Origin of the sequence: Streptomyces sp. PCS3-D2, from assembly GCF_000612545.2 — a bacterium.
Classification (GTDB): domain Bacteria; phylum Actinomycetota; class Actinomycetes; order Streptomycetales; family Streptomycetaceae; genus Streptomyces.
This window is the reverse complement of record NZ_CP097800.1, coordinates 4,503,880-4,521,751: the sequence shown is the minus strand read 5'-3', so window position 1 is coordinate 4,521,751 and position 17,872 is coordinate 4,503,880. Positions and strand designations below refer to the sequence as shown.

14 protein-coding genes are annotated in these 17,872 nt (G+C 72.7%); 4 read left to right on the top strand and 10 right to left on the bottom strand.

Annotation, left to right across the window (positions count from 1 at the left end; genetic code table 11):
- Nucleotides 1-2: 2 nt before the first annotated feature.
- Together AW27_RS19960 and rsmI are read right to left on the bottom strand one after the other, a co-directional pair.
- Complete coding sequence (locus AW27_RS19960; RefSeq protein WP_037925161.1) at nt 3-497, bottom strand: hypothetical protein; 495 nt, start codon at nt 495-497, stop codon at nt 3-5.
- A 160-nt stretch (nt 498-657) separates the two neighbouring features.
- On the bottom strand, nt 658-1,554 hold the full coding sequence (rsmI, locus tag AW27_RS19955) for a 16S rRNA (cytidine(1402)-2'-O)-methyltransferase (protein WP_052031118.1): 897 nt from the start codon (nt 1,552-1,554) through the stop codon (nt 658-660).
- A 77-nt stretch (nt 1,555-1,631) separates the two neighbouring features.
- Here rsmI and AW27_RS19950 point away from each other — a divergent pair, with 77 nt between their 5' ends.
- Nucleotides 1,632-3,401, top strand: coding sequence for a dolichyl-phosphate-mannose--protein mannosyltransferase (locus tag AW27_RS19950; RefSeq protein WP_037925159.1), 1,770 nt, complete (start codon nt 1,632-1,634; stop codon nt 3,399-3,401).
- A gap of 210 nt (nt 3,402-3,611) precedes the next feature.
- Here AW27_RS19950 and AW27_RS19945 read toward each other — a convergent pair whose 3' ends face one another.
- Nucleotides 3,612-4,178, bottom strand: a complete 567-nt coding sequence (locus tag AW27_RS19945) for a TIGR03086 family metal-binding protein (RefSeq protein ID WP_037925157.1) — start codon at nt 4,176-4,178, stop codon at nt 3,612-3,614.
- 340 nt (nt 4,179-4,518) lie between these two features.
- Nucleotides 4,519-4,782 carry a hypothetical protein gene (locus tag AW27_RS19940; protein WP_037925154.1) on the bottom strand — a complete coding sequence of 88 codons (264 nt, stop codon included), beginning with the start codon at nt 4,780-4,782 and terminating at the stop codon, nt 4,519-4,521.
- A gap of 356 nt (nt 4,783-5,138) precedes the next feature.
- On the opposite strand from AW27_RS19940, the gene AW27_RS19935 reads away from it, so the two are divergent.
- Nucleotides 5,139-6,773, top strand: coding sequence for a penicillin-binding transpeptidase domain-containing protein (locus tag AW27_RS19935; protein ID WP_037925152.1), 1,635 nt, complete (start codon nt 5,139-5,141; stop codon nt 6,771-6,773).
- 120 nt (nt 6,774-6,893) lie between these two features.
- Here the strand turns inward: AW27_RS19935 and AW27_RS19930 are convergent, their stop codons facing one another.
- From AW27_RS19930 to AW27_RS19915, 4 genes are all read right to left on the bottom strand, one after another.
- Nucleotides 6,894-8,051, bottom strand: coding sequence for a serine hydrolase domain-containing protein (locus AW27_RS19930; protein ID WP_037925527.1), 1,158 nt, complete (start codon nt 8,049-8,051; stop codon nt 6,894-6,896).
- Between the two features lie 142 nt (nt 8,052-8,193).
- Nucleotides 8,194-8,979: an energy-coupling factor ABC transporter ATP-binding protein gene (locus AW27_RS19925; RefSeq protein ID WP_037925150.1), complete on the bottom strand. Its 786-nt coding sequence runs from the start codon at nt 8,977-8,979 to the stop codon at nt 8,194-8,196.
- Nucleotides 8,967-9,728 (bottom strand): cobalt ECF transporter T component CbiQ, encoded by a 762-nt coding sequence (gene cbiQ / locus AW27_RS19920; protein ID WP_037925149.1) that lies wholly within the window; start codon nt 9,726-9,728, stop codon nt 8,967-8,969. Before cbiQ ends, AW27_RS19925 begins: the two co-directional genes overlap by 13 nt.
- A 1-nt stretch (nt 9,729) precedes the next feature.
- The gene (locus AW27_RS19915; RefSeq protein ID WP_037925148.1) at nt 9,730-10,791 is read right to left on the bottom strand and encodes an energy-coupling factor ABC transporter permease; all 1,062 of its coding nucleotides are present in this window, start codon (nt 10,789-10,791) and stop codon (nt 9,730-9,732) included.
- 167 nt (nt 10,792-10,958) lie between these two features.
- Between AW27_RS19915 and AW27_RS19910 the strand changes: the two genes are divergently transcribed.
- Nucleotides 10,959-11,366: an SsgA family sporulation/cell division regulator gene (locus tag AW27_RS19910; RefSeq protein ID WP_037925147.1), complete on the top strand. Its 408-nt coding sequence runs from the start codon at nt 10,959-10,961 to the stop codon at nt 11,364-11,366.
- 71 nt (nt 11,367-11,437) lie between these two features.
- Here AW27_RS19910 and AW27_RS19905 read toward each other — a convergent pair whose 3' ends face one another.
- Both AW27_RS19905 and AW27_RS19900 read right to left on the bottom strand, forming a co-directional pair.
- Nucleotides 11,438-13,636, bottom strand: coding sequence for an MMPL family transporter (locus tag AW27_RS19905; RefSeq protein WP_037925146.1), 2,199 nt, complete (start codon nt 13,634-13,636; stop codon nt 11,438-11,440).
- Nucleotides 13,637-13,791: 155 nt separating this feature from the next.
- A complete protein-coding gene (locus AW27_RS19900) occupies nt 13,792-14,382 on the bottom strand; it encodes a TetR/AcrR family transcriptional regulator (protein ID WP_172671371.1) in 591 nt (196 codons plus the stop codon).
- A 151-nt stretch (nt 14,383-14,533) separates the two neighbouring features.
- Here AW27_RS19900 and AW27_RS19895 point away from each other — a divergent pair, with 151 nt between their 5' ends.
- Nucleotides 14,534-17,803, top strand: coding sequence for a S41 family peptidase (locus AW27_RS19895; RefSeq protein WP_037925142.1), 3,270 nt, complete (start codon nt 14,534-14,536; stop codon nt 17,801-17,803).
- Nucleotides 17,804-17,872: the final 69 nt, after the last annotated feature.

Below are 17,872 nucleotides of genomic sequence, written 5' to 3'. Positions count from 1 at the left end.
TCCTATGACCGGCGCAGGAACCCCTTCAGCCGGGAGAGCAGGCCCCCGCGCTTCTCGTCGTCGCCGACGGCGACGGGGCCGGGGGCGTCGTGGCGCTCGGCGGACCTGCGGGGCCCCGGAGTGCGCGGGACGTTCGCTCCCGCCGGCACCGGTCCGGCGATCCCGGGCGCTATGCGGTGGTGGTAGAGGCGGTCGATCGTCCCGAGCACCGAGGAGACCTGCCCCGCCCGCATGATCCGTACGACGTGCCCGCCGCAGTTCATGCAGCTGGGGTTGGACAGCGGGGAGGGCACCCGCTCGCCGTCGACCGTGTACATGATGAACGGTTCGCCGCGGCCGTCGACGTGGTGCTCGATCCGGTACTCCTGCTCCCAGCCGTACGCGCAGCGCATGCACGCGAAGGAATACGCCTCCTGCACGGTGTGCACGTCGGGGCTGGAGAAACGTGCGGGTGCCGAGGCCTGGACGGGTACCGGGGTGTCTGCGATCTCACTCATGCCAGCTCCTCTTGTTCCACTGGTGCCTTTGCCAGTGGACGCCTCTTCGGGCGGGAGCGCATCAGGTCCTGTCCAGTGTTGGACGGCCTTTGGGCGACTCATGCCCAAAGCGCCCGGCGCACGGTCTGAGCTTTGCCTTTCAGGTTAGCCCTTTACCGGTTCATGGCGCCTTTCGTGCCGCATTCTTTGCCGCCACCACCGCGTCGAAGACGTCGCGCTTGGGTACCCCGGCCTCGGCCGCGACGGCCGCGATGGCCTCCTTGCGGCGCTCCCCCGCCTCCTCGCGCACCCGCACCCTGCGTACGAGCTCCTCGTCGTCCACGTCGCCCGGCTCGGCGTCGGGGGCGCCCTCCACCACGACGGTGATCTCCCCGCGCACCCCTTCGGCGGCCCAGGCGGCGAGCTCGCCGAGGCCGCCGCGCCTGACCTCCTCGTAGGTCTTCGTGAGCTCGCGGCAGACCGCGGCCCGCCGCTCGGCGCCGAAGACCTCGGCCATCGCCACCAGGGTGTCGTCGAGCCGGTGCGGGGCCTCGAAGTAGACCAGTGTGCGGCGCTCGCCCGCGACCTCGCGCAGCCGGCCGAGGCGCTCGCCCGCCTTGCGCGGCAGGAAGCCCTCGAAGCAGAACCGGTCCACGGGCAGCCCGGACAGCGCGAGCGCGGTGAGCACGGCGGACGGCCCGGGGACCGCGGTGACCTTGATGTCCTTCTCCACGGCTGCCGCGACCAGCCGGTATCCGGGGTCGGAGACGGACGGCATGCCGGCGTCGGTCACCAGCAGCACGCGGGCGCCGCCGGAGAGGGCCTCGACCAGTTCGGGGGTGCGGGCCGACTCGTTGCCCTCGAAGTAGGACACGACGCGCCCCGTGGTGTGCACGCCGAGCCCCTGGGTCAGCCGGCGCAGCCGCCGGGTGTCCTCGGCGGCGACGATATCGGCCCGCTCCAGCTCCGCGGCCAGCCGCGGCGGGGCGTCGGCGAGATCGCCGATGGGGGTGCCGGCGAGGACGAGGACGCCTGCCGGGGAAGTGGGCTCGGTACCGCGGGGCTGGTCAGTTGTCACCCGCCCATCCTCTCAGCCCCGCGGCTCGTCACCCACGCCACTGGGGCACACACAGATCTCTTCCCTACGATGTGCCGGTGACCAGTACCGCGACGCCACCGCCCAGCCCCGCGGGGGCACTGCCCTCCGCGACGGCGGGCGGCGAAGAAGAGCCGCCCACCTGGCTGCGCCGCCTGCGCGGCTTCGGCTACGCGCCGGCCGCCGCCGCGTCGCCCCGCGCGGACGTCCGCACCCGCCTGGTGCCCCCGTACACGAAGCCGTCCCGGCAGCTGTGGATGACCTTCGGGCTCCCACCGCAGGTGTGGGGAACCTGGCAGCGCATCATGGCCTGGGCCGGGCCGCTGCTGGTGGCGCTGGTCGCGGGCGTGCTGCGGTTCGTGCACCTGGGCAGCCCGAAGGCGGTGATATTCGACGAGACGTACTACGCCAAGGACGCCTGGGCCACGATCAGGCAGGGCTACGAGGCGAACTGGCCCAAGGACATCGACAAGTCGATCCTCGCCAACCCGGACGGGGTCGCCCTGCCGGCGGACCCGGGCTACGTCGTGCACCCGCCCGTCGGCAAGTGGGTGATCGGGCTCGGCGAGTGGATGTTCGGCCTCACGCCCTTCGGCTGGCGGTTCATGACCGCCGTGCTCGGCACCCTGTCGGTGCTGATGCTGTGCCGGATCGGGCGGCGCCTCTTCCGTTCGACCTTCCTCGGCTGCCTCGCGGGCGCACTGCTGGCGGTGGACGGCCTGCACCTGGTGATGAGCCGCACGGCACTGCTCGACCTGGTGCTGATGTTCTTCGTGCTCGCCGCCTTCGGGGCGCTGCTCATCGACCGCGACCGGGCCAGGACCCGGCTCGCGGACGCGCTGCCGGTGGACGAGGAGGGCCGGACCCGGCCCGACGCGCGGATCGCCGAGACGCTGCGGCTGGGCTGGCGCCCGTACCGGATCCTGGCCGGGGTCTGCCTGGGGCTGGCCGCCGGCACCAAGTGGAACGGCTTCATCGCCCTGGCCTTCTTCGGCGTCCTGACCGTCTTGTGGGACGCCGCCGCCCGCCGCACCGCGGGCGCTGGCACCCCGTACGCGGCGATGCTGCGCCGTGACGCGCTGCCCGCCTTCGTCTCGACCGTGCCGGTCGCGATCGTCACGTACGTGGCCTCCTGGTCGGGCTGGATCTTCAGCCCGGACAACGGCAAGGGCGGCTACCTGCGCGACTGGGCGGCCAAGAACGACCAGGGCAGCTCGTTGTCGTTCCTGCCGGAATGGGTGCGCAGCCTCTGGCACTACGAGACCGAGGTCTACAGCTTCCACGTGGGCCTGACCTCGGGCCACACCTACGAGTCCAATCCGTGGAGCTGGCTGGTGCTGGGCCGGCCCGTCTCCTACTTCTACGAGTCCCCCGAGCCGGGCACCGACGGCTGCCCGGCGACGGCGGCCGGCAAGTGCGCCCGCGAGGTCCTGGCCCTGGGCACGCCGCTGCTGTGGTGGGCGGGCTGCTTCGCGCTGCTGTACGTGCTGTGGCGGTGGTTCTTCCGCCGCGACTGGAGGGCGGGCGCGATCGCGTGCGCGCTGGGCGCGGGCCTGCTGCCCTGGTTCAACTACCAGGAGCGGACGATCTTCTACTTCTACGCGGTGGTCTTCGTCCCGTACCTGTGCCTGGCGGTGGCGATGATGATCGGCGCCCTGCTGGGACCGGCCGGCTCCTCGGAACGCCGCAGGGCCCTGGGCGCGATCGGTGCGGGCGTCCTGGTCCTGTTGATCGTGTGGAACTTCATCTACTTCTGGCCGATCTACACGGGCCAGACCCTCCCCATGGACTCCTGGCGCGGCCGCATGTGGCTGGACACCTGGGTCTAGCAGCGCAGACGACGGGCCCGGCACCTTCTGGTGCCGGGCCCGTCGTGGTTGTTGATGGTGGTCGCCCGCCGTCCTGGGCCGCCCCTCGACGGCCCACAGACGGCCCAGCCGTACCCGGCCGCGGCACTACTGACCGCACCCGCCCTCACGGACGTGAAGGGGCCCCGCCTCCTGGTGGGCCCCACCCCGCGGAGCCGGTGGCTCGGGGAGTCAGAGGGTGCGGCCGAAGTACGCGGCGACGCGGTCGAGCGCGGGGGCGTCTTCCGGGGCGTCCTCGGAGGGGCCGAACATGCCGGTCGCGCCGCGGATCTCATCGGGGTAGTTGCCGTACCAGGTCCGGAAGACCGCTGCTACGGCGTCCGGGTCGCCGGTGCGGTCCTGGTCGGTGGCGGTGGCGAGGTCCCAGCCGTGCAGGACCGCCTCCAGGAGGTGCAGGTCGGCCAGCCGCGGGCCCAGGCCGCCGCCGGGCAGCGGCATCTGCCGCCGGAACGCGCCCTCGACCTGCCACGCGGCCAGGGCCTCCTTCGCACCCTCGGCGTAGACCTCGCCGGGCCGGCGGTCGCCGATGTGGTCCTGGGCGAACAGGGCGAAGTCGGGGGCGCCGCCGTGGGCGAGGCCCACGTAGTACGGGTTGCCCGCGAGCATGTGGTTGACCAGGGTGCGGACGTCGAAGTCGTCGCACGGGGTGGGCAGCGCGTACTGGCCCGGGGTGACGTTGCCGAGCAGTTGGCCGGTGTGGGTCAGGGCCTTCTCCAGCAGCTGGATGTCCTGGGACATGGTGATCGCGCCTTTCCTTCAGAGGTACGCCCGGGCCGGATACCCGAAGTCGAACAGCGCCCCCAGCCCCGGTCAGAGGCCCGGAGTGCGCCGGCAACCCCAGAGTGCACCCCCTTGCGGACAGCTTCTGTCCGCATCTCGGCGGGACGCGCGGTGAACCGCCCGGGTGCCCCCCTGCGCGACGGCAGCCCGCCGGACCGTCCGCATCGAGCACCCCGGACGGGACCGCCTCGCGCAGTGGTGGACACCTGCCGCCGGTTCTCGCGTGAGCGGAACCGCTTCGGGCAACGGCGGGCCCGGCACCGACAGGTGCCGGGCCCGCCGTTCGTACCGGTCCGGGTCAGCGGGACGCTTCGCAGGCCGAGTTCGCCGCGTCCTTGCCCGCGCCGGCCGCGACGAGGCTCGACGCACAGCTCGCCTGGTTGCCGATCTGCCCCTCGTAGCAGGCCTCCGCGGCGCCGTCCGTGGCCTTCGGGGCGTGCTGGGCGACGTACTGCTCGCAGGCCTTCACGTCCGCCTGGGCGGACGGGGCCAGGGCGGCGGCGCCGCCGACGGCGAGGGCCAGGCCGGCGAGGATGCTGGGGATACGGGCCGACGGACGCATGCGGATGCACCTGCTCTCTCGGTCGGTCACGCGATCCGCGGATGCGCCGGACCACGGGCGGGGGCGGCGGCGCGGAGCGGGGACCTCCGGGGCGGGCGACCGGCTCGGCGCATCGGTCGCCCTCGCCCTTCCGACGCTAGAACACGGCCCCGGCCCGTGCACTTCGACCCGGTTCGACCCGGTGTGCGGGGCCCGATCGGCAGCGCCGAGCGCGCCGCCGGGAGGATCCAGGAAGCTGCCCTCCGGATGTGATGGTCCGGTAACGAGTGCACACCATACGACTCCGCAGAGTAAGGTCGACACCAAGGTTCTTTGAACACGTTCAGAGAAGTGTGACCACGGGGGAGGACGAACGAGTGAACGGGGCAGCCAAAGGCGCCGTCATCGGCGGTGTATTCCTGGCGATGCTCGGCGGCGCCAGCTACGGGGTGTACACCCTGGTCGACGACAGCGGTGAGGGAGCGGACCCGGACGCGTCCGTCCGGTCCGGCAGGGGCAGCGGGCCGGTCGGCGAGAAGGAGGCCGAGAAGGTCGCCACGGCGTTCCTGGCCGCCTGGGCCGCCGGGGACGAGCGGGGAGCGGCCGACCTGACCAACAACGCCGCCGCCGCCCAGAGCGCGGTCGGGGATTTCAGGACCAAGGCGTACGTCTCCAAGGCCGTGATCACTCCCGGCCCGGCGAACGGCACCACCGTGCCCTTCAGGGTCGAGGCGGAGATCACCTACGAGGGCACGACCAAGCCCCTCGGCTACGACTCCCAGCTGACCGTCGTACGCGGGCTGACCACCGGTAGGCCTCTGGTCGACTGGCAGCCCTCGGTGATCCACCCGCAGCTGGGCAAGGACGAGAAGCTGCGCGCGGGCGCCGCCGCGAACCCGCCCGTCAAGGCCGTGGACCGCAACGGCGAGGAGCTGACGGCGGAGAAGTACCCCTCCCTGCGCCAGATCCTCGACGAGCTGCGCCAGAACTACGGCAGCAAGACGGGCGGCAGGGCCGGGGCCGAGGTGTGGATCGAGCCGGCCGCGGCGGACGCACCGAAGCGGACCCTGCTGACCCTCGTCGAAGGCGAGCCCAGCACCCTCAAGACCTACCTGGACGCGACGGTGCAGGCGGCGGCCGAGCGGGCGGTCGCCCGGTTCCCGGAGGCCTCGGTGGTCGCCGTCAAGCCGAGCAACGGGCACATCCTGGCCGTCGCGAACCACCGCACGGACGGCTTCAACGCGGCGATGCAGGGCAACCGGGCACCCGGCTCCACGATGAAGATCGTGACGGGGGCGATGCTGCTGGACCGCGGCCTGGTCGCCGCCGACAAGCCCGCGGAGTGTCCGAAGGAGGTGTCCTGGGGCGGCCGCGCCTTCCACAACCTGAAGAACTTCGAGCTCCCCGCGGGCACAAGGTTCGCGACCTCCTTCGCCCGCTCCTGCAACACCGCCTTCATCAAGCAGATCAAGCCCGTCGACGACGACTCCGCGCTGCCCAGGGAGGCCACGGAGGTCTTCGGCATCGGCCTGGACTGGAAGACGGGCGTCAGGTCCACCGACGGGAAGGTCCCGCCGGCCACGGGGGCCGAGGCCGCGGCCTCGTACATCGGGCAGGGCCGGATCACCATGAACCCGCTGAACGTCGCGTCCATCACCGCCACCGCCCGCACCGGCGTCTTCCGCCAGCCGCTGCTCGTCTCGCCGGAGCTGGACGGCCGGACGATCGCCACGGCCCAGCGCCGGATGAAGTCCTCCGTGCAGCAGCAGCTCGTCTCCATGATGAGGCTGACGGCGACCAGCGGCACCGCACGCGAGGCGATGGCCCCCGTCCACGGCTCGGACAAGGGCGCGAAGACCGGCTCGGCCGAGGTCGGCGGCGCCGATGACAGCCCGGACAGCTGGTTCACCGGCTTCAGCGGCGACGTGGCCGCGGCCGCGATGGTCGAGGGTGGCGGCCACGGCGGCGAAGCCGCCGGCCCGATCGTCGCCCAGGTGCTGAACGCGGGCTGACATCGGGCCCCGGCTCACCCGGGTGGCGGTGCGGCGCGCCCGGGCGGCGCGTGCCGGGCGAGCTCGTCCGGCGCGCGCCGGGGCCGCCGGGGCCGAGGTGCGTGCGGGTCCGGCGCGCCCTCAGAGGGCTGATTTCAGGGCCCGGACCAGGGACTGGGCCCGGGGGTCGGCGGTGACCGACGTGGCCAGGGCGTTGGTGACGTAGCCGAAGCCGATGCCGGCGTCCGGGTCGGCGAAGGCCAGGGAGCCGCCGCGGCCGGGGTGGCCGAAGGAGGCGGGTGAGAGCAGCGGCGAGGCCGGGCCGTGCAGCATGTATCCGGCGCCGAAGCGGGTGTTCACGACCAGCACCCGGTCCGGTCCCGCGGAGTGCTCGCGGGCGGCGAGCGCGGTGGTGGCGGGGGTGAAGAGCCGCGGGCCGTCCCCGACCGCGCCGATGGTGGCCCCGTAGAACCGGGCCAGGGCGCGGGCCGTGCCGATGCCGTTCGAGGCGGGGAGCTCGGCGGCCCGGTACGCGGGGGCGTTCTCGTCCGGCAGCGGATCGATGGCGGCGAAGGCGCGGCGGGTGAGGGAGTCGGGGTCGGCATAGGCCTCGGAAACGTTTCTGCGGGGCCTGGTCCTCAGCAGTCCGGCGCGCTCCGGCGGCTCGACGGGCGCCACCCGGCCCACCCGCCCGGCCTGGCCTTCCGGCAGCCCGATCCAGAAGTCCACGCCGAGCGGCTCGGCGATGTCCTCGGCCAGGACGGAGCCCAGCGTGCGCCCGGTCACCCGGAGCACCAGCTCGGACAGCAGCCAGCCGTAGGTCTGGGCGTGGTAGCCGTGCCCGGTGCCCGGCTCCCAGAAGGGGTGCTGCGCGGCGACCGCACGCGGCCCGGACACCCCGTCCGCGGCCTCGGCGGCGGTCAGCCCCCGGTCCAGGGCCGGAACGCCCGCGCGGTGCGCGAGCAGGTCCCGTACGAGGACCTTCTCCTTGCCGCCGGTCTTGAACTCCGGCCAGTGCTCGCCGACCGGCGCGTCCAGGTCGAGCAGCCCGCGCTGGTGCAGGAGCAGCGGGACCGCGGCGGCCACGCCCTTGGTGGCGGAGCGGACGATCTGCGCGGTGTCCTCGGCCCACGGCTCGGTGCCGTCGGCGTCCCGGGTGCCGCCCCACAAGTCGACGACCTTGCGGCCGTCCCGGTAGACGGCGACGGCCGCGCCCCGGTCGCCGAGCACCTCGAAGTTGCGCGCGAAGGCGTCCCTGACGGGCTCGAAGCCCTCCGCCACCGTCCCGTGGACGTCCACGTCCGCTCCCACCACCTGCCGCGGCGCCGACGGCGCCTGTTCCTGCTTCGTACGCCACAGCGCAACACCCACCGTACGGTCCTGCTTCCCGGGTCCCGCCTCCCGGGTCCGCGGGAGCGATCCGCCGGGGCGAGGGGGTGCGTCAGCCCGAGGGGCGCGTCAGCAGGGGCGTGCGGGGGTCGAAGCCGAAGGGCAGTTCCAGCCGGTGGGCCCGCATCAGTTCCTCGTCGCACAGCAGGTCCTGGGTGCTGCCGTCCGCCGCGATGACCCCCTCGCTGAGGACCACCGAGCGCGGGCACAGCTCCAGCGCGTACGGCAGGTCGTGCGTCACCATCAGCACGGTCACGTCGAGCGCGCGCAGGATGTCGGCGAGTTCGCGGCGGGAGGCCGGGTCCAGATTGGACGACGGCTCGTCCAGGACCAGGATCTCCGGCCGCATGGCCAGTACGGTCGCCACCGCGACTCGGCGGCGCTGCCCGAAGGAGAGGTGGTGCGGCGGCCGGTCGGCGAAGTCGGCCATGCCGACCTGCTCCAGGGCGGCCGTGACCCGCTCGTCCAGCTCCGCGCCCCGCATCCCGGCCGCGGCCGGGCCGAAGGCCACGTCCTCCCGCACGGTCGGCATGAACAGCTGGTCGTCAGGGTCCTGGAAGACGATCCCCACCCGGCGCCGGATCTCCGCCAGGTTCCGCTTCTCCACCGGAAGCCCGGCCACGGCCACCGAGCCGACGCCGCCGCCGAGGATGCCGTTGAGGTGCAGCACGAGCGTGGTCTTGCCAGCGCCGTTGGGGCCGAGCAGGGCGACGCGCTCGCCGCGTGCGACGGTCAGGTCGACGCCGTACAGGGCCTGGTGTCCGTCCGGATAGGCGTAGGCGAGCCCGGCGACTTCGAGCGACGGGGCGGGCGAGGGGGTACTGGTCACAGAGTCCATCCCATCAGACAGACGGCGAGTGCCGTCACCGGGAGCACGGCGGCGTAGGCCCACTGGCTCCGCGTGGCCACGGCCTCGTCGATGACCGGCATGGAACCGGCGTAGCCGCGGCTGACCATCGCCAGGTAGACCCGCTCGCCGCGTTCGTAGGACCGGATGAACAAGGCGCCGGCCGTCTTGGCGAGCACTCCCCAGTGCCGGATCCCGCCGGCCTCGAAGCCGCGCGAGCGACGGGCGATGGACATCCGGCGCAGCTCGTCGCCGATCACGTCGCCGTAGCGGATCATGAAGGTGGCGATCTGGACGAGCATCGGCGGCAGCTTGAGCCGCTGGAGTCCCAGCAGGAGGGCCCGCAGCTCGGTGGTCGAGGCGAGCAGGACGGACGCGGCCACGCCGAGGGTTCCCTTGGCGAGGACGTTCCAGGCGCCCCACAGGCCGGAGACGCTGAGCGACATGCCGAGGACCTCGACCCGCTCGCCCTCGGCCACGAAGGGCATGAGCACGGCGAAGGCGACGAAGGGGATCTCGATCAGCAGCCGGCGCAGCAGGAATCCGGCCGGGATCCGGGCCGCGGCCGCGACCCCGGCGAGCAGCAGTGCGTACAGGCCGAAGGCCCACACCGCCTCCCGCGGAGTGGACACGACGACCACGACGAAGCCGAAGGCCGCGGCGAGCTTGCAGTGCGGGGGCAGGGCGTGGACCGGGGAGCTGCCCGGGCGGTAGAGCCGGTGGGCGTGGCCCGCACCCATGTCAGGCGACCGGGGCGGAGGTGGCGGCGGCGGTCGACTCGTGGGACGTGCGGCGGCGCACGACCCAGAAGATCCCGGTGCCGGCGGCCACGGTGATCCCGACGCCGATGACCCCGGCGAGGCCCCCGGACAGGCGGGCGTCGTCGACGTCCTTGACGCTGTAGTCGGCGAGCGGGGAGCCGGCGGCGGCGTGCTCCTCGACCTTCTGGTCGATGCCCTGGTCGGCGGCGACCTTCTCCAGGCCGTCGGGGCTGGCGGAGGCATAGAAGGAGACGAACCCGGCGAGGACGAGCGCGGTGACCAGGCCGGTCGCCCACACCTTCTTGGCCGAGCCGGCCGCGGCCACCGCGGCGGTGGGCGCGGGGCCGGCCGGCGCGTCGACGAGCGCGCCGTCGACGCGCAGCTTCAGCGGCGCGGCCAGGCCGCGGGCCCCGTGCACCAGGTCGGGACGTACGGCGATCACGGCGCCGACGGTCGCCGCGGTGATGAGGGCTTCGCCGATGCCGATGAGGACGTGCACGCCGACCATGGCGGTGAGGACCTTGCCGAGCGGCACGTCGGTGGTGCCCCCGACGGCGTAGACGGCCGTGAAGGCGGCGGCCGCGGCGGGCACGGAGAGTAGGGCGGCCGCGAATCCCGCCACGGTCACGGAACGGCGGCCGGGCGGCAGGAGGCGGAGCAGCCCGCGGAAGACCAGGTGCGCGGTGACGACGGTGACGACGCCCATGACGGTGATGTTCACGCCGAGGGCGGTCAGGCCGCCGTCGGCGAAGAGGATGCCCTGCATGAGCAGGACGACGGACACACACAGCACGCCGGTGTAGGGGCCGACGAGTATCGCGGCGAGCGCGCCGCCCAGCAGGTGGCCGCTGGTGCCGGCGGCGACCGGGAAGTTCAGCATCTGGACGGCGAAGATGAAGGCGGCGACGAGGCCGGCGAGCGGCGCGGTCCGCTCGTCGAGTTCGCGGCGGGCGCCGCGGAGGCTGACGGCCACCGCCGTGGCCGCCGCCACTCCGGCGGCCACCGAGACGGGTGCGTTGACGAATCCGTCGGGCACATGCATGGAGTGGGCTCCGCTTCTTCTACGGCCTGAACCGTTCAAGAATAGTGCCCAGTTGCAAACCGTTGGCAAGAGCGGGCGCATCACAAAGAGAGGCGCGCATTTTCGTGGGAATGTGCGAGGCTGGAGGGCAAACGGACGGATTTGTTCCGATTCGAGGAGTCTGGTCGATGTCTGCCACCGCCGAGAATCCCCCAGCGACCGCGACGGCGACCGCGGCCCCCGTCGAAGAGCGGGTCCGCGCCCGTGTGATCACCGACGACCCCCTCTACCGGGCGATCCCCGTCGCTCTGCGTTTCGCCCCCGCCGAGCCGCTGGCCGTACGGATCGTCTTCCCGGCCGACCTGTCCCCCGAGGGCACCGACAACGAGTGGGTCTTCCCCCGGGCCCTGCTGGAGGCGGGCCTCCAGGCGCCGACGGGCACCGGGGACGTGCGCGTCTGGCCCTGCGGCCGCGTCCAGGCGGTCGTGGAGTTCCACTCCCCCGAGGGCGTCGCCGTGGTCCAGTTCGACATCGCCGCGCTGCGCCGCTTCCTGCGGCGCACCTACGCGGCCTCCACCGCCTCCGCCACCCGCTAGCGGCAACGGGCCCGGCCCCGTACCCCCGGTGGTCGGGGTACGGGGCCGGGCCGCGCGGATCGTCGGACCGGTCAGGCGTTGACCAGCTCGCGGTCCTTGTCCGGGCCCTCGTCCTGCGCGGACTCGGCGGCGAGGTGCCGGCGCAGGCTCTCGCCCTCCACGTCCACGTTCGGCAGTACGCGGTCCAGCCACGCCGGCAGCCACCAGGCCTTGTGGCCGAGCAGCGCGAGCACCGCCGGGACGATGGCCATGCGGACCACGAAGGCGTCGAAGAAGACCGCGACGGCCAGGCCGAAGCCGATCATCTTGACCATCTGCTCGCTGGCCCCGATGAAGCCCGCGAACACCGCGATCATGATGACCGCCGCGGCCACCACGACCCGGGCGCTGTACTGGAAGCCGGTCACGACCGCCTGGCCGGGGCGCTCGCCGTGGACGTACGCCTCCCGCATGCGGGTGACGAGGAAGACCTCGTAGTCCATGGCGAGTCCGAAGACCACGCCGACCATGAAGATCGGCATCATCGACATGATCGGACCGGTCTGCTCCACCCCGAAGACCGAACCGAGCCAGCCCCACTGGAAGACCGCGACGACCGCGCCGAGGGCCGCGACGACCGACAGCAGGAAGCCGAGGGCCGCCTTGAGCGGGACCAGGATCGAGCGGAAGACGAGCATCAGCAGCAGGAAGGCGAGGCCGACGACGAGGGCCAGGTAGGGCAGCAGCGCGTCGTTCATCTTCTGCGAGAAGTCGATGTTCATCGCGGTGGCGCCGGTGACGAGGACGTCGTCGCCGCTGCCGTCGCGGATCTCGTGGACCAGGTTCTCGGTCTGGGCGGAGGACGGACGGTCCTTCGGGATGACCGTGATCACCGAGGCGTCACCGGCCTCGTTGGCGGTCGGCGGGGTGACCGCCGCGACGCCCTTCAGGCCCTTGACCCGGTCGACCGTGGCGTCCGCCAGGGCCTTGTCCCCGTCGACGACCACCAGCAGCGGTCCGTTGAAGCCGGGGCCGAAGCCCTCCGACAGCAGGTCGTACGCCTGACGCTGGGTGGTGGAGACCGGCTGGGCACCGTCGTCCGGCAGGCCCATCTCCAGCTTGCTCGCCGGAATGGCGACGACCCCGAGGCCGATCACACCGGCCAGCAGCACCATGACGGGGCGGCGCAGGACGAAGCGGGCCCAGCGGGTGCCGCCGTTGGCCTTCTTCTCGGAAGCGGGCCTGCCCTTGCCGAACAGCTTGCTCTTCTCGCCCGCCGGCAGGACCTTCCCGCCCGCGAAGCCGAGGATGGCCGGGACCAGGGTGAGCGCGACGAGCACGGCGATGACCACGGTGCCCGCTGCCGCGACGCCCATCTTGGTCAGCATCGGGATGTTGACCACGGCGAGGCCCACGAGGGCGATGACCACGGTCAGACCGGCGAAGACGACGGCGGAACCGGCAGTTCCGGTCGCCCGGCCCGCAGCCTCGTCCCGGTCGCGTCCGTCGGCGAGCTCCGCGCGGTAGCGGGAGACGATGAACAGGGCGTAGTCGATGCCGACCGCGAGGCCGATCATCGTGGCGAGGGTGGCGGTGGTGTTGCCGAGGTCCAGCACGTTGGCGAGCGCGGTGATGGAGGAGACGCCGATGCCCACGCCGACGATCGCGGTCAGCAGCGGCAGGCCGGCCGCGACCAGCGAACCGAACGTGATCACGAGGACGATCGCGGCGACGAGGATGCCGATGATCTCGCCGGAGCCGGTCTCGGGGGCCACCATCAGCGCGTCACCGCCGATCTGGACGTTCAGGCCCGCGGCCTTCGCGTCGCCGCCCGATTCCTTGAGCGCGTCGCGGGTGGCGTCCTGCAGCTCCATGCCGCTGACGGTGTACTTGGCGCTGATGTAGGCCGTGGAGGCGTCCTGGCTGACCGCCTGAGCCTCGTAGGGGTTGGCCACGGAGGCGATCTGCTCCGCGCCCGGACCGGTCTTCAGTCCGTTGACGATCTTCTCGACCTCGGCCTTGGGGCCGGGGTCGGTGACCTTCGCGCCTTCGGGGGCCTTGACGACGATGCGCGCGGTGGCGCCGTCGGCGGCCATGCCCGGGAACTTCTTGTCCAGCAGGTCGAAGGCCCGCTGGGCCTCCGTGCCGGGTATCGAGAACGATCCGGAGGTGGGAGCGGCCGCGGTGGCCGCGCCGAAGCCGGCGGCGAACAACAGCGCCACCCAGAGAAGGGCGACGAGTCCGCGGCGCCTGAAGGCGCCCCGGCCGAGTCGGTAAAGGAAGGTGGCCACGTCGGTGGTTCTCCCGTTCAGGTCGTGGGATGGATCCGCAGGGATCAGGGCGTGGTGAGCCGGCCCGACGACGAGAGCGGCGTGTCAGGAGCAGCAGGGCGGCATCGTTGCCATGGGCTGGGGACGGGACGGGGACCGTGCTGAACCGGGGAGGTTCAGACGCCGAGGGCGGGGAACACCACGGCGTCGATGAAGTCACCGAGGAACGCCCGGTCCACCGGCCGGTCCTCGATCAGCGGGAGCGCGATGAACGCTCCGATGAGCATGTGCGGTACGAACCCCAGGGCCGGGCACCCCGGGGCGATCTCGCCCCGGTCCACCGCGCGCTGCAGCATCACCTGCAGCCCGGTGATCTCCGGGTCGACCAGCAGGTCCCGCAGCGCCTTGTGGAGCTCCGGGCTCTCGTGGACGGCATGGGCCAGACCCCGCATCAGCGCGGTGTCCTTGGCCATCTGCGCGTCGTCCGAGTGCTCCACCATGAGCGCGAAGTCCCCGCGCAGGCTGCCCGTGTCGATCTCGCGCAGCGAAACGGGCTGCGTGCATCGCAGGGCCTTGGCGACCAGCTCCGGCTTGCTCCCCCACTGGCGGTAGAGGGTGGCCTTGCTGGACTTCGTACGGGCGGCGACCGCGTCCATGGTCAACGCCTCGTAGCCGACGTCACGCAGGAGGTCGAGGACCGCCTCGTGCAGTTCGGCCTGCCGTTCGGGGGTGATCCGGCTGCGCCGGGCCGACATCGCCTCGGTCATCTCCGCGCCTCCATCCGAACGAAACTGTTCCGTACGCTTACGACGATACCCCTCCCCCAAGCGAAACGAAACCGTTCCGTTTCGTTTTAGGGGGTGGCATGGGTCACCAGTACGAGTTGCCGGGGCCCCCTCCCGCGGAAAGCATTGGGGGGTGAGTCACGACGTCGCGTACCTCCGGTTCCCGCACCTGCACGACGACCTCCTGTGTTTCGCCACCGAGGACGACCTCTGGGTCGCCCCGCTGGTCCCCGAAGGCCACACCCCCGGACGCGCATGGCGGATCACCGTCGACCGGACCCGGGTCGGCCACCCCCGCTTCTCCCCCGACGGCCGGCACATCGCCTTCACCACCTGGCGCAGCCTCGACCCCGAGATCCACCTGGCGCCCGTCGACGGCGGCCCCGCCCGGCAGCTGACCCACTGGGGCGCCACCGACACCCGCGTCTGCGGCTGGGACCCCGACGGCAACATCCTCGCCGTCTCCTCGCACGAACAGCCCTTCTCCTACTTCTCCTGGGCCTACAAACTGCCGACCGACGGCAGCCCCGGCGGTCGTCTGCCCTGGGGCCCCGTCTCCGACATCCAGGTGGCCGACATCGGCGGCGAGCACCGCAGCCTGCTGCTGACCGGCAAGCCACCGCACGAGCCCGCCGCCTGGAAGCGCTACCGGGGCGGCGCCATGGGCCGGCTCTGGCTGCACGGGCGCCAGCTGCTGGAGGAGCTCGAAGGCCACCTGGACACCGCGATGTTCGTGGACGGCCGGATCGCCTTCCTCTCCGACCACGAGGGCATCGGCAACCTCTACTCCTGCTCGACCGACGGCACCGACCTGCGCCGCCACACCGACCACGACGAGTTCTACGCCCGGCACGCCTCCAGCGACGGCACCCGGGTCGTCTACCAGTGCGCCGGGGACCTCTGGCTCGTCGAGTCCCTGGCCCCCGACGCCGTCCCGCGCAAGCTCCAGGTCCGCCTCGGCGGCCCCCGCGCCGGCCGGCGGGTCTACCAGGTGCCGGCCGCCAGCCACGTCGACTCGCTCTCCGTGGACGCCACCGGGCGGGCCAGCGCCGTCGTGGTGCGCGGCAGCCTGTACTGGCTGACCCACCGCGACGGGCCGGCCCGGACCATCGCCGACACCCCCGGGGTGCGGGTGCGGCTGCCGGAGATGCTCGGCAGCGGCGGGCAGGTCGCCTACGTCACCGACGCCGAGGGCGAGGACGCGATCGAGATCGCCTACCTGCCCCGGGCCTCCGGGGAGCGGCGGCCGCGCCGGCTGGCCGCGGGCGAACTGGGGCGCGTGACCGAACTGCTCTCCGACCCCGACGGGGAGCGCCTGGCCATCGCCTCGAACGACGGGCGGCTGCTGCTCGTCGACGCCACGGAGGAGTCCGAGGGCCGGGTGACCGAGCTGATCCGGTCCATCAACGGCCCCGTCACCGACCTTGCCTTCTCCCCGGACGGCGCCTGGCTGACCTGGTCGCACCCGGGCATCGGGCGCTCACTGCGACAGATCAAGATGGCCCGCATCTCCGGGCCCGGCGCGCGCACCGTCGTCGACGTCACCAACGGCCGCTTCGCCGACGAGAATCCCGTCTTCACCCGGGACGGGCGCTACTTGGCCTTCCTGTCCTGGCGCGGTTTCGACCCGGTCTACGACGTGCACACCGGCGACCTGTCCTTCCCGCTGGGCTGCCGCCCGTACCTGGTGCCGCTGTCCTCCGCGACCCCCTCGCCCTTCGCGCTCTCGGCCGAGGGACGGCCCGCGGCGGGCGGACTGGATCCGGCCGAGGGCGATGCGGAGACCCCCGGCGACAACGGCGCCGTGACCGTGGAGGTGGAGGGGCTGGAGAGCCGGGTCACCCCGTTCCCGGTGAGCGCGTCGAAGTACTCCGCCCTCTACCCGGTGCACGGCGGCGGGCTGGTGTGGCTGCGCTGGCCGATCTCGGGCGCGCTCGGCGAGACCTTCGCCAACCCCAACGACCTCAGCGGCAAACCCACGCTGGAGCACTTCGACCTGACCAAGGCCCGCAAGAGCGAACTGGCCTCGGGACTGGACTGGTTCGCGGTCAGCGGCGACGGGACCCGGCTGGTGGTCCACGACGACGGCGACCTGCGCGCGGTCCCCGCCACCGAGTCGGGCGACAGCGACTCGACGGTCTACCTGGACCTGCGGCGCATCCTGCACGAGGTGGACCCGGCGGCCGAGTGGCGCCAGGCCTTCGAGGAGGCCGGGCGGATCATCCGCGCCTACTTCTGGGAGCCGAACCTGTGCGGCATCGACTGGGACGGCGTACTGCGCCAGTACCGCCCCCTGGTCGAACGCGTCGCCTCCCCTGACGAGTTCGCCGACCTGCTGCGCGAGGTCCTCGGCGAGCTCGGCACCTCGCACGCCTACGTCTCGCCCGCCCGCCGCAACGAGGGCCCCCCGCACTACCAGCGGGCCATCGGCCTGCTCGGCGCCAACCTCGTCCCCCGGGACGGGACATGGGTGGTGGGCAAGATCCTGCCCGGCGAGTCCTCCGACTCCAAGGCCCGCTCCCCGTTGGCCGGAACCGGCATCCGGGAGGGCGCGGTGCTCACCCACGTGGACGGCCGGCCCGTGGACCCCGTCGCCGGCCCCTACCCGCTGCTGGCGGGAGCGGGCGGGACGACAGTCGAGCTCACCTTCCAGCCGTCGGAGGGCTCCGGCCGCTCCCGCCGGGTCGCCGTCATCCCGCTGATCGACGAGCGACCGCTGCGCTACCAGGACTGGGTGTCCAAACGGCGCCAGGTGGTCCGGGAGCTCAGCGGCGGCCGGTGCGGCTACCTCCACATCCCCGACATGGGCGGCTCGGGCTGGGCGCAGTTCAACCGCGACCTGCGCATGGAGATGTCCCGTCCCGCGCTGATCGTGGACGTACGCGGCAACGCGGGCGGCCACATCAGCGAACTGGTGGTGGAGAAGCTCACCCGCTCCATCCTCGGCTGGGACCTGACCCGCGACGCACAACCCGTCAGCTACGCCTCCAACGCCCCCCGAGGCCCGATCGTGGCACTGGCCGACGAGGCGACCTCCTCGGACGGGGACATGATCACCGCGGCCTTCAAGCTGCTGGGCCTGGGACCGGTGGTGGGCCAGCGCACCTGGGGCGGGGTGGTCGGCATGACCGGCCGCCACACCCTCGGCGACGGCACGGTGATCACGGTGCCGATGAACGCCGCCTGGTTCCCGGAGTACGGATGGTCGGTGGAGAACCACGGGGTGGAACCGGACTTCGAGGTCCTGCGCACCCCGCTCGACTGGGCCGAGGGCAGGCACGCCGGGATGGACGACGCCGTGCACCTGGCACTGGAACTGCTCGAACAGGACCCGGCCGCGATGCCGCCCGGTTACACGGACGTACCTGACCGGCGGCGTCCGAAGCTGCCGCCCAGAGAGTGAACGGGCAGCCGCCGGCGCCCCCTCCGGACCGGTTCGGAGGGGGCGCCGGCCCGCGGTGACGGCCGCGCC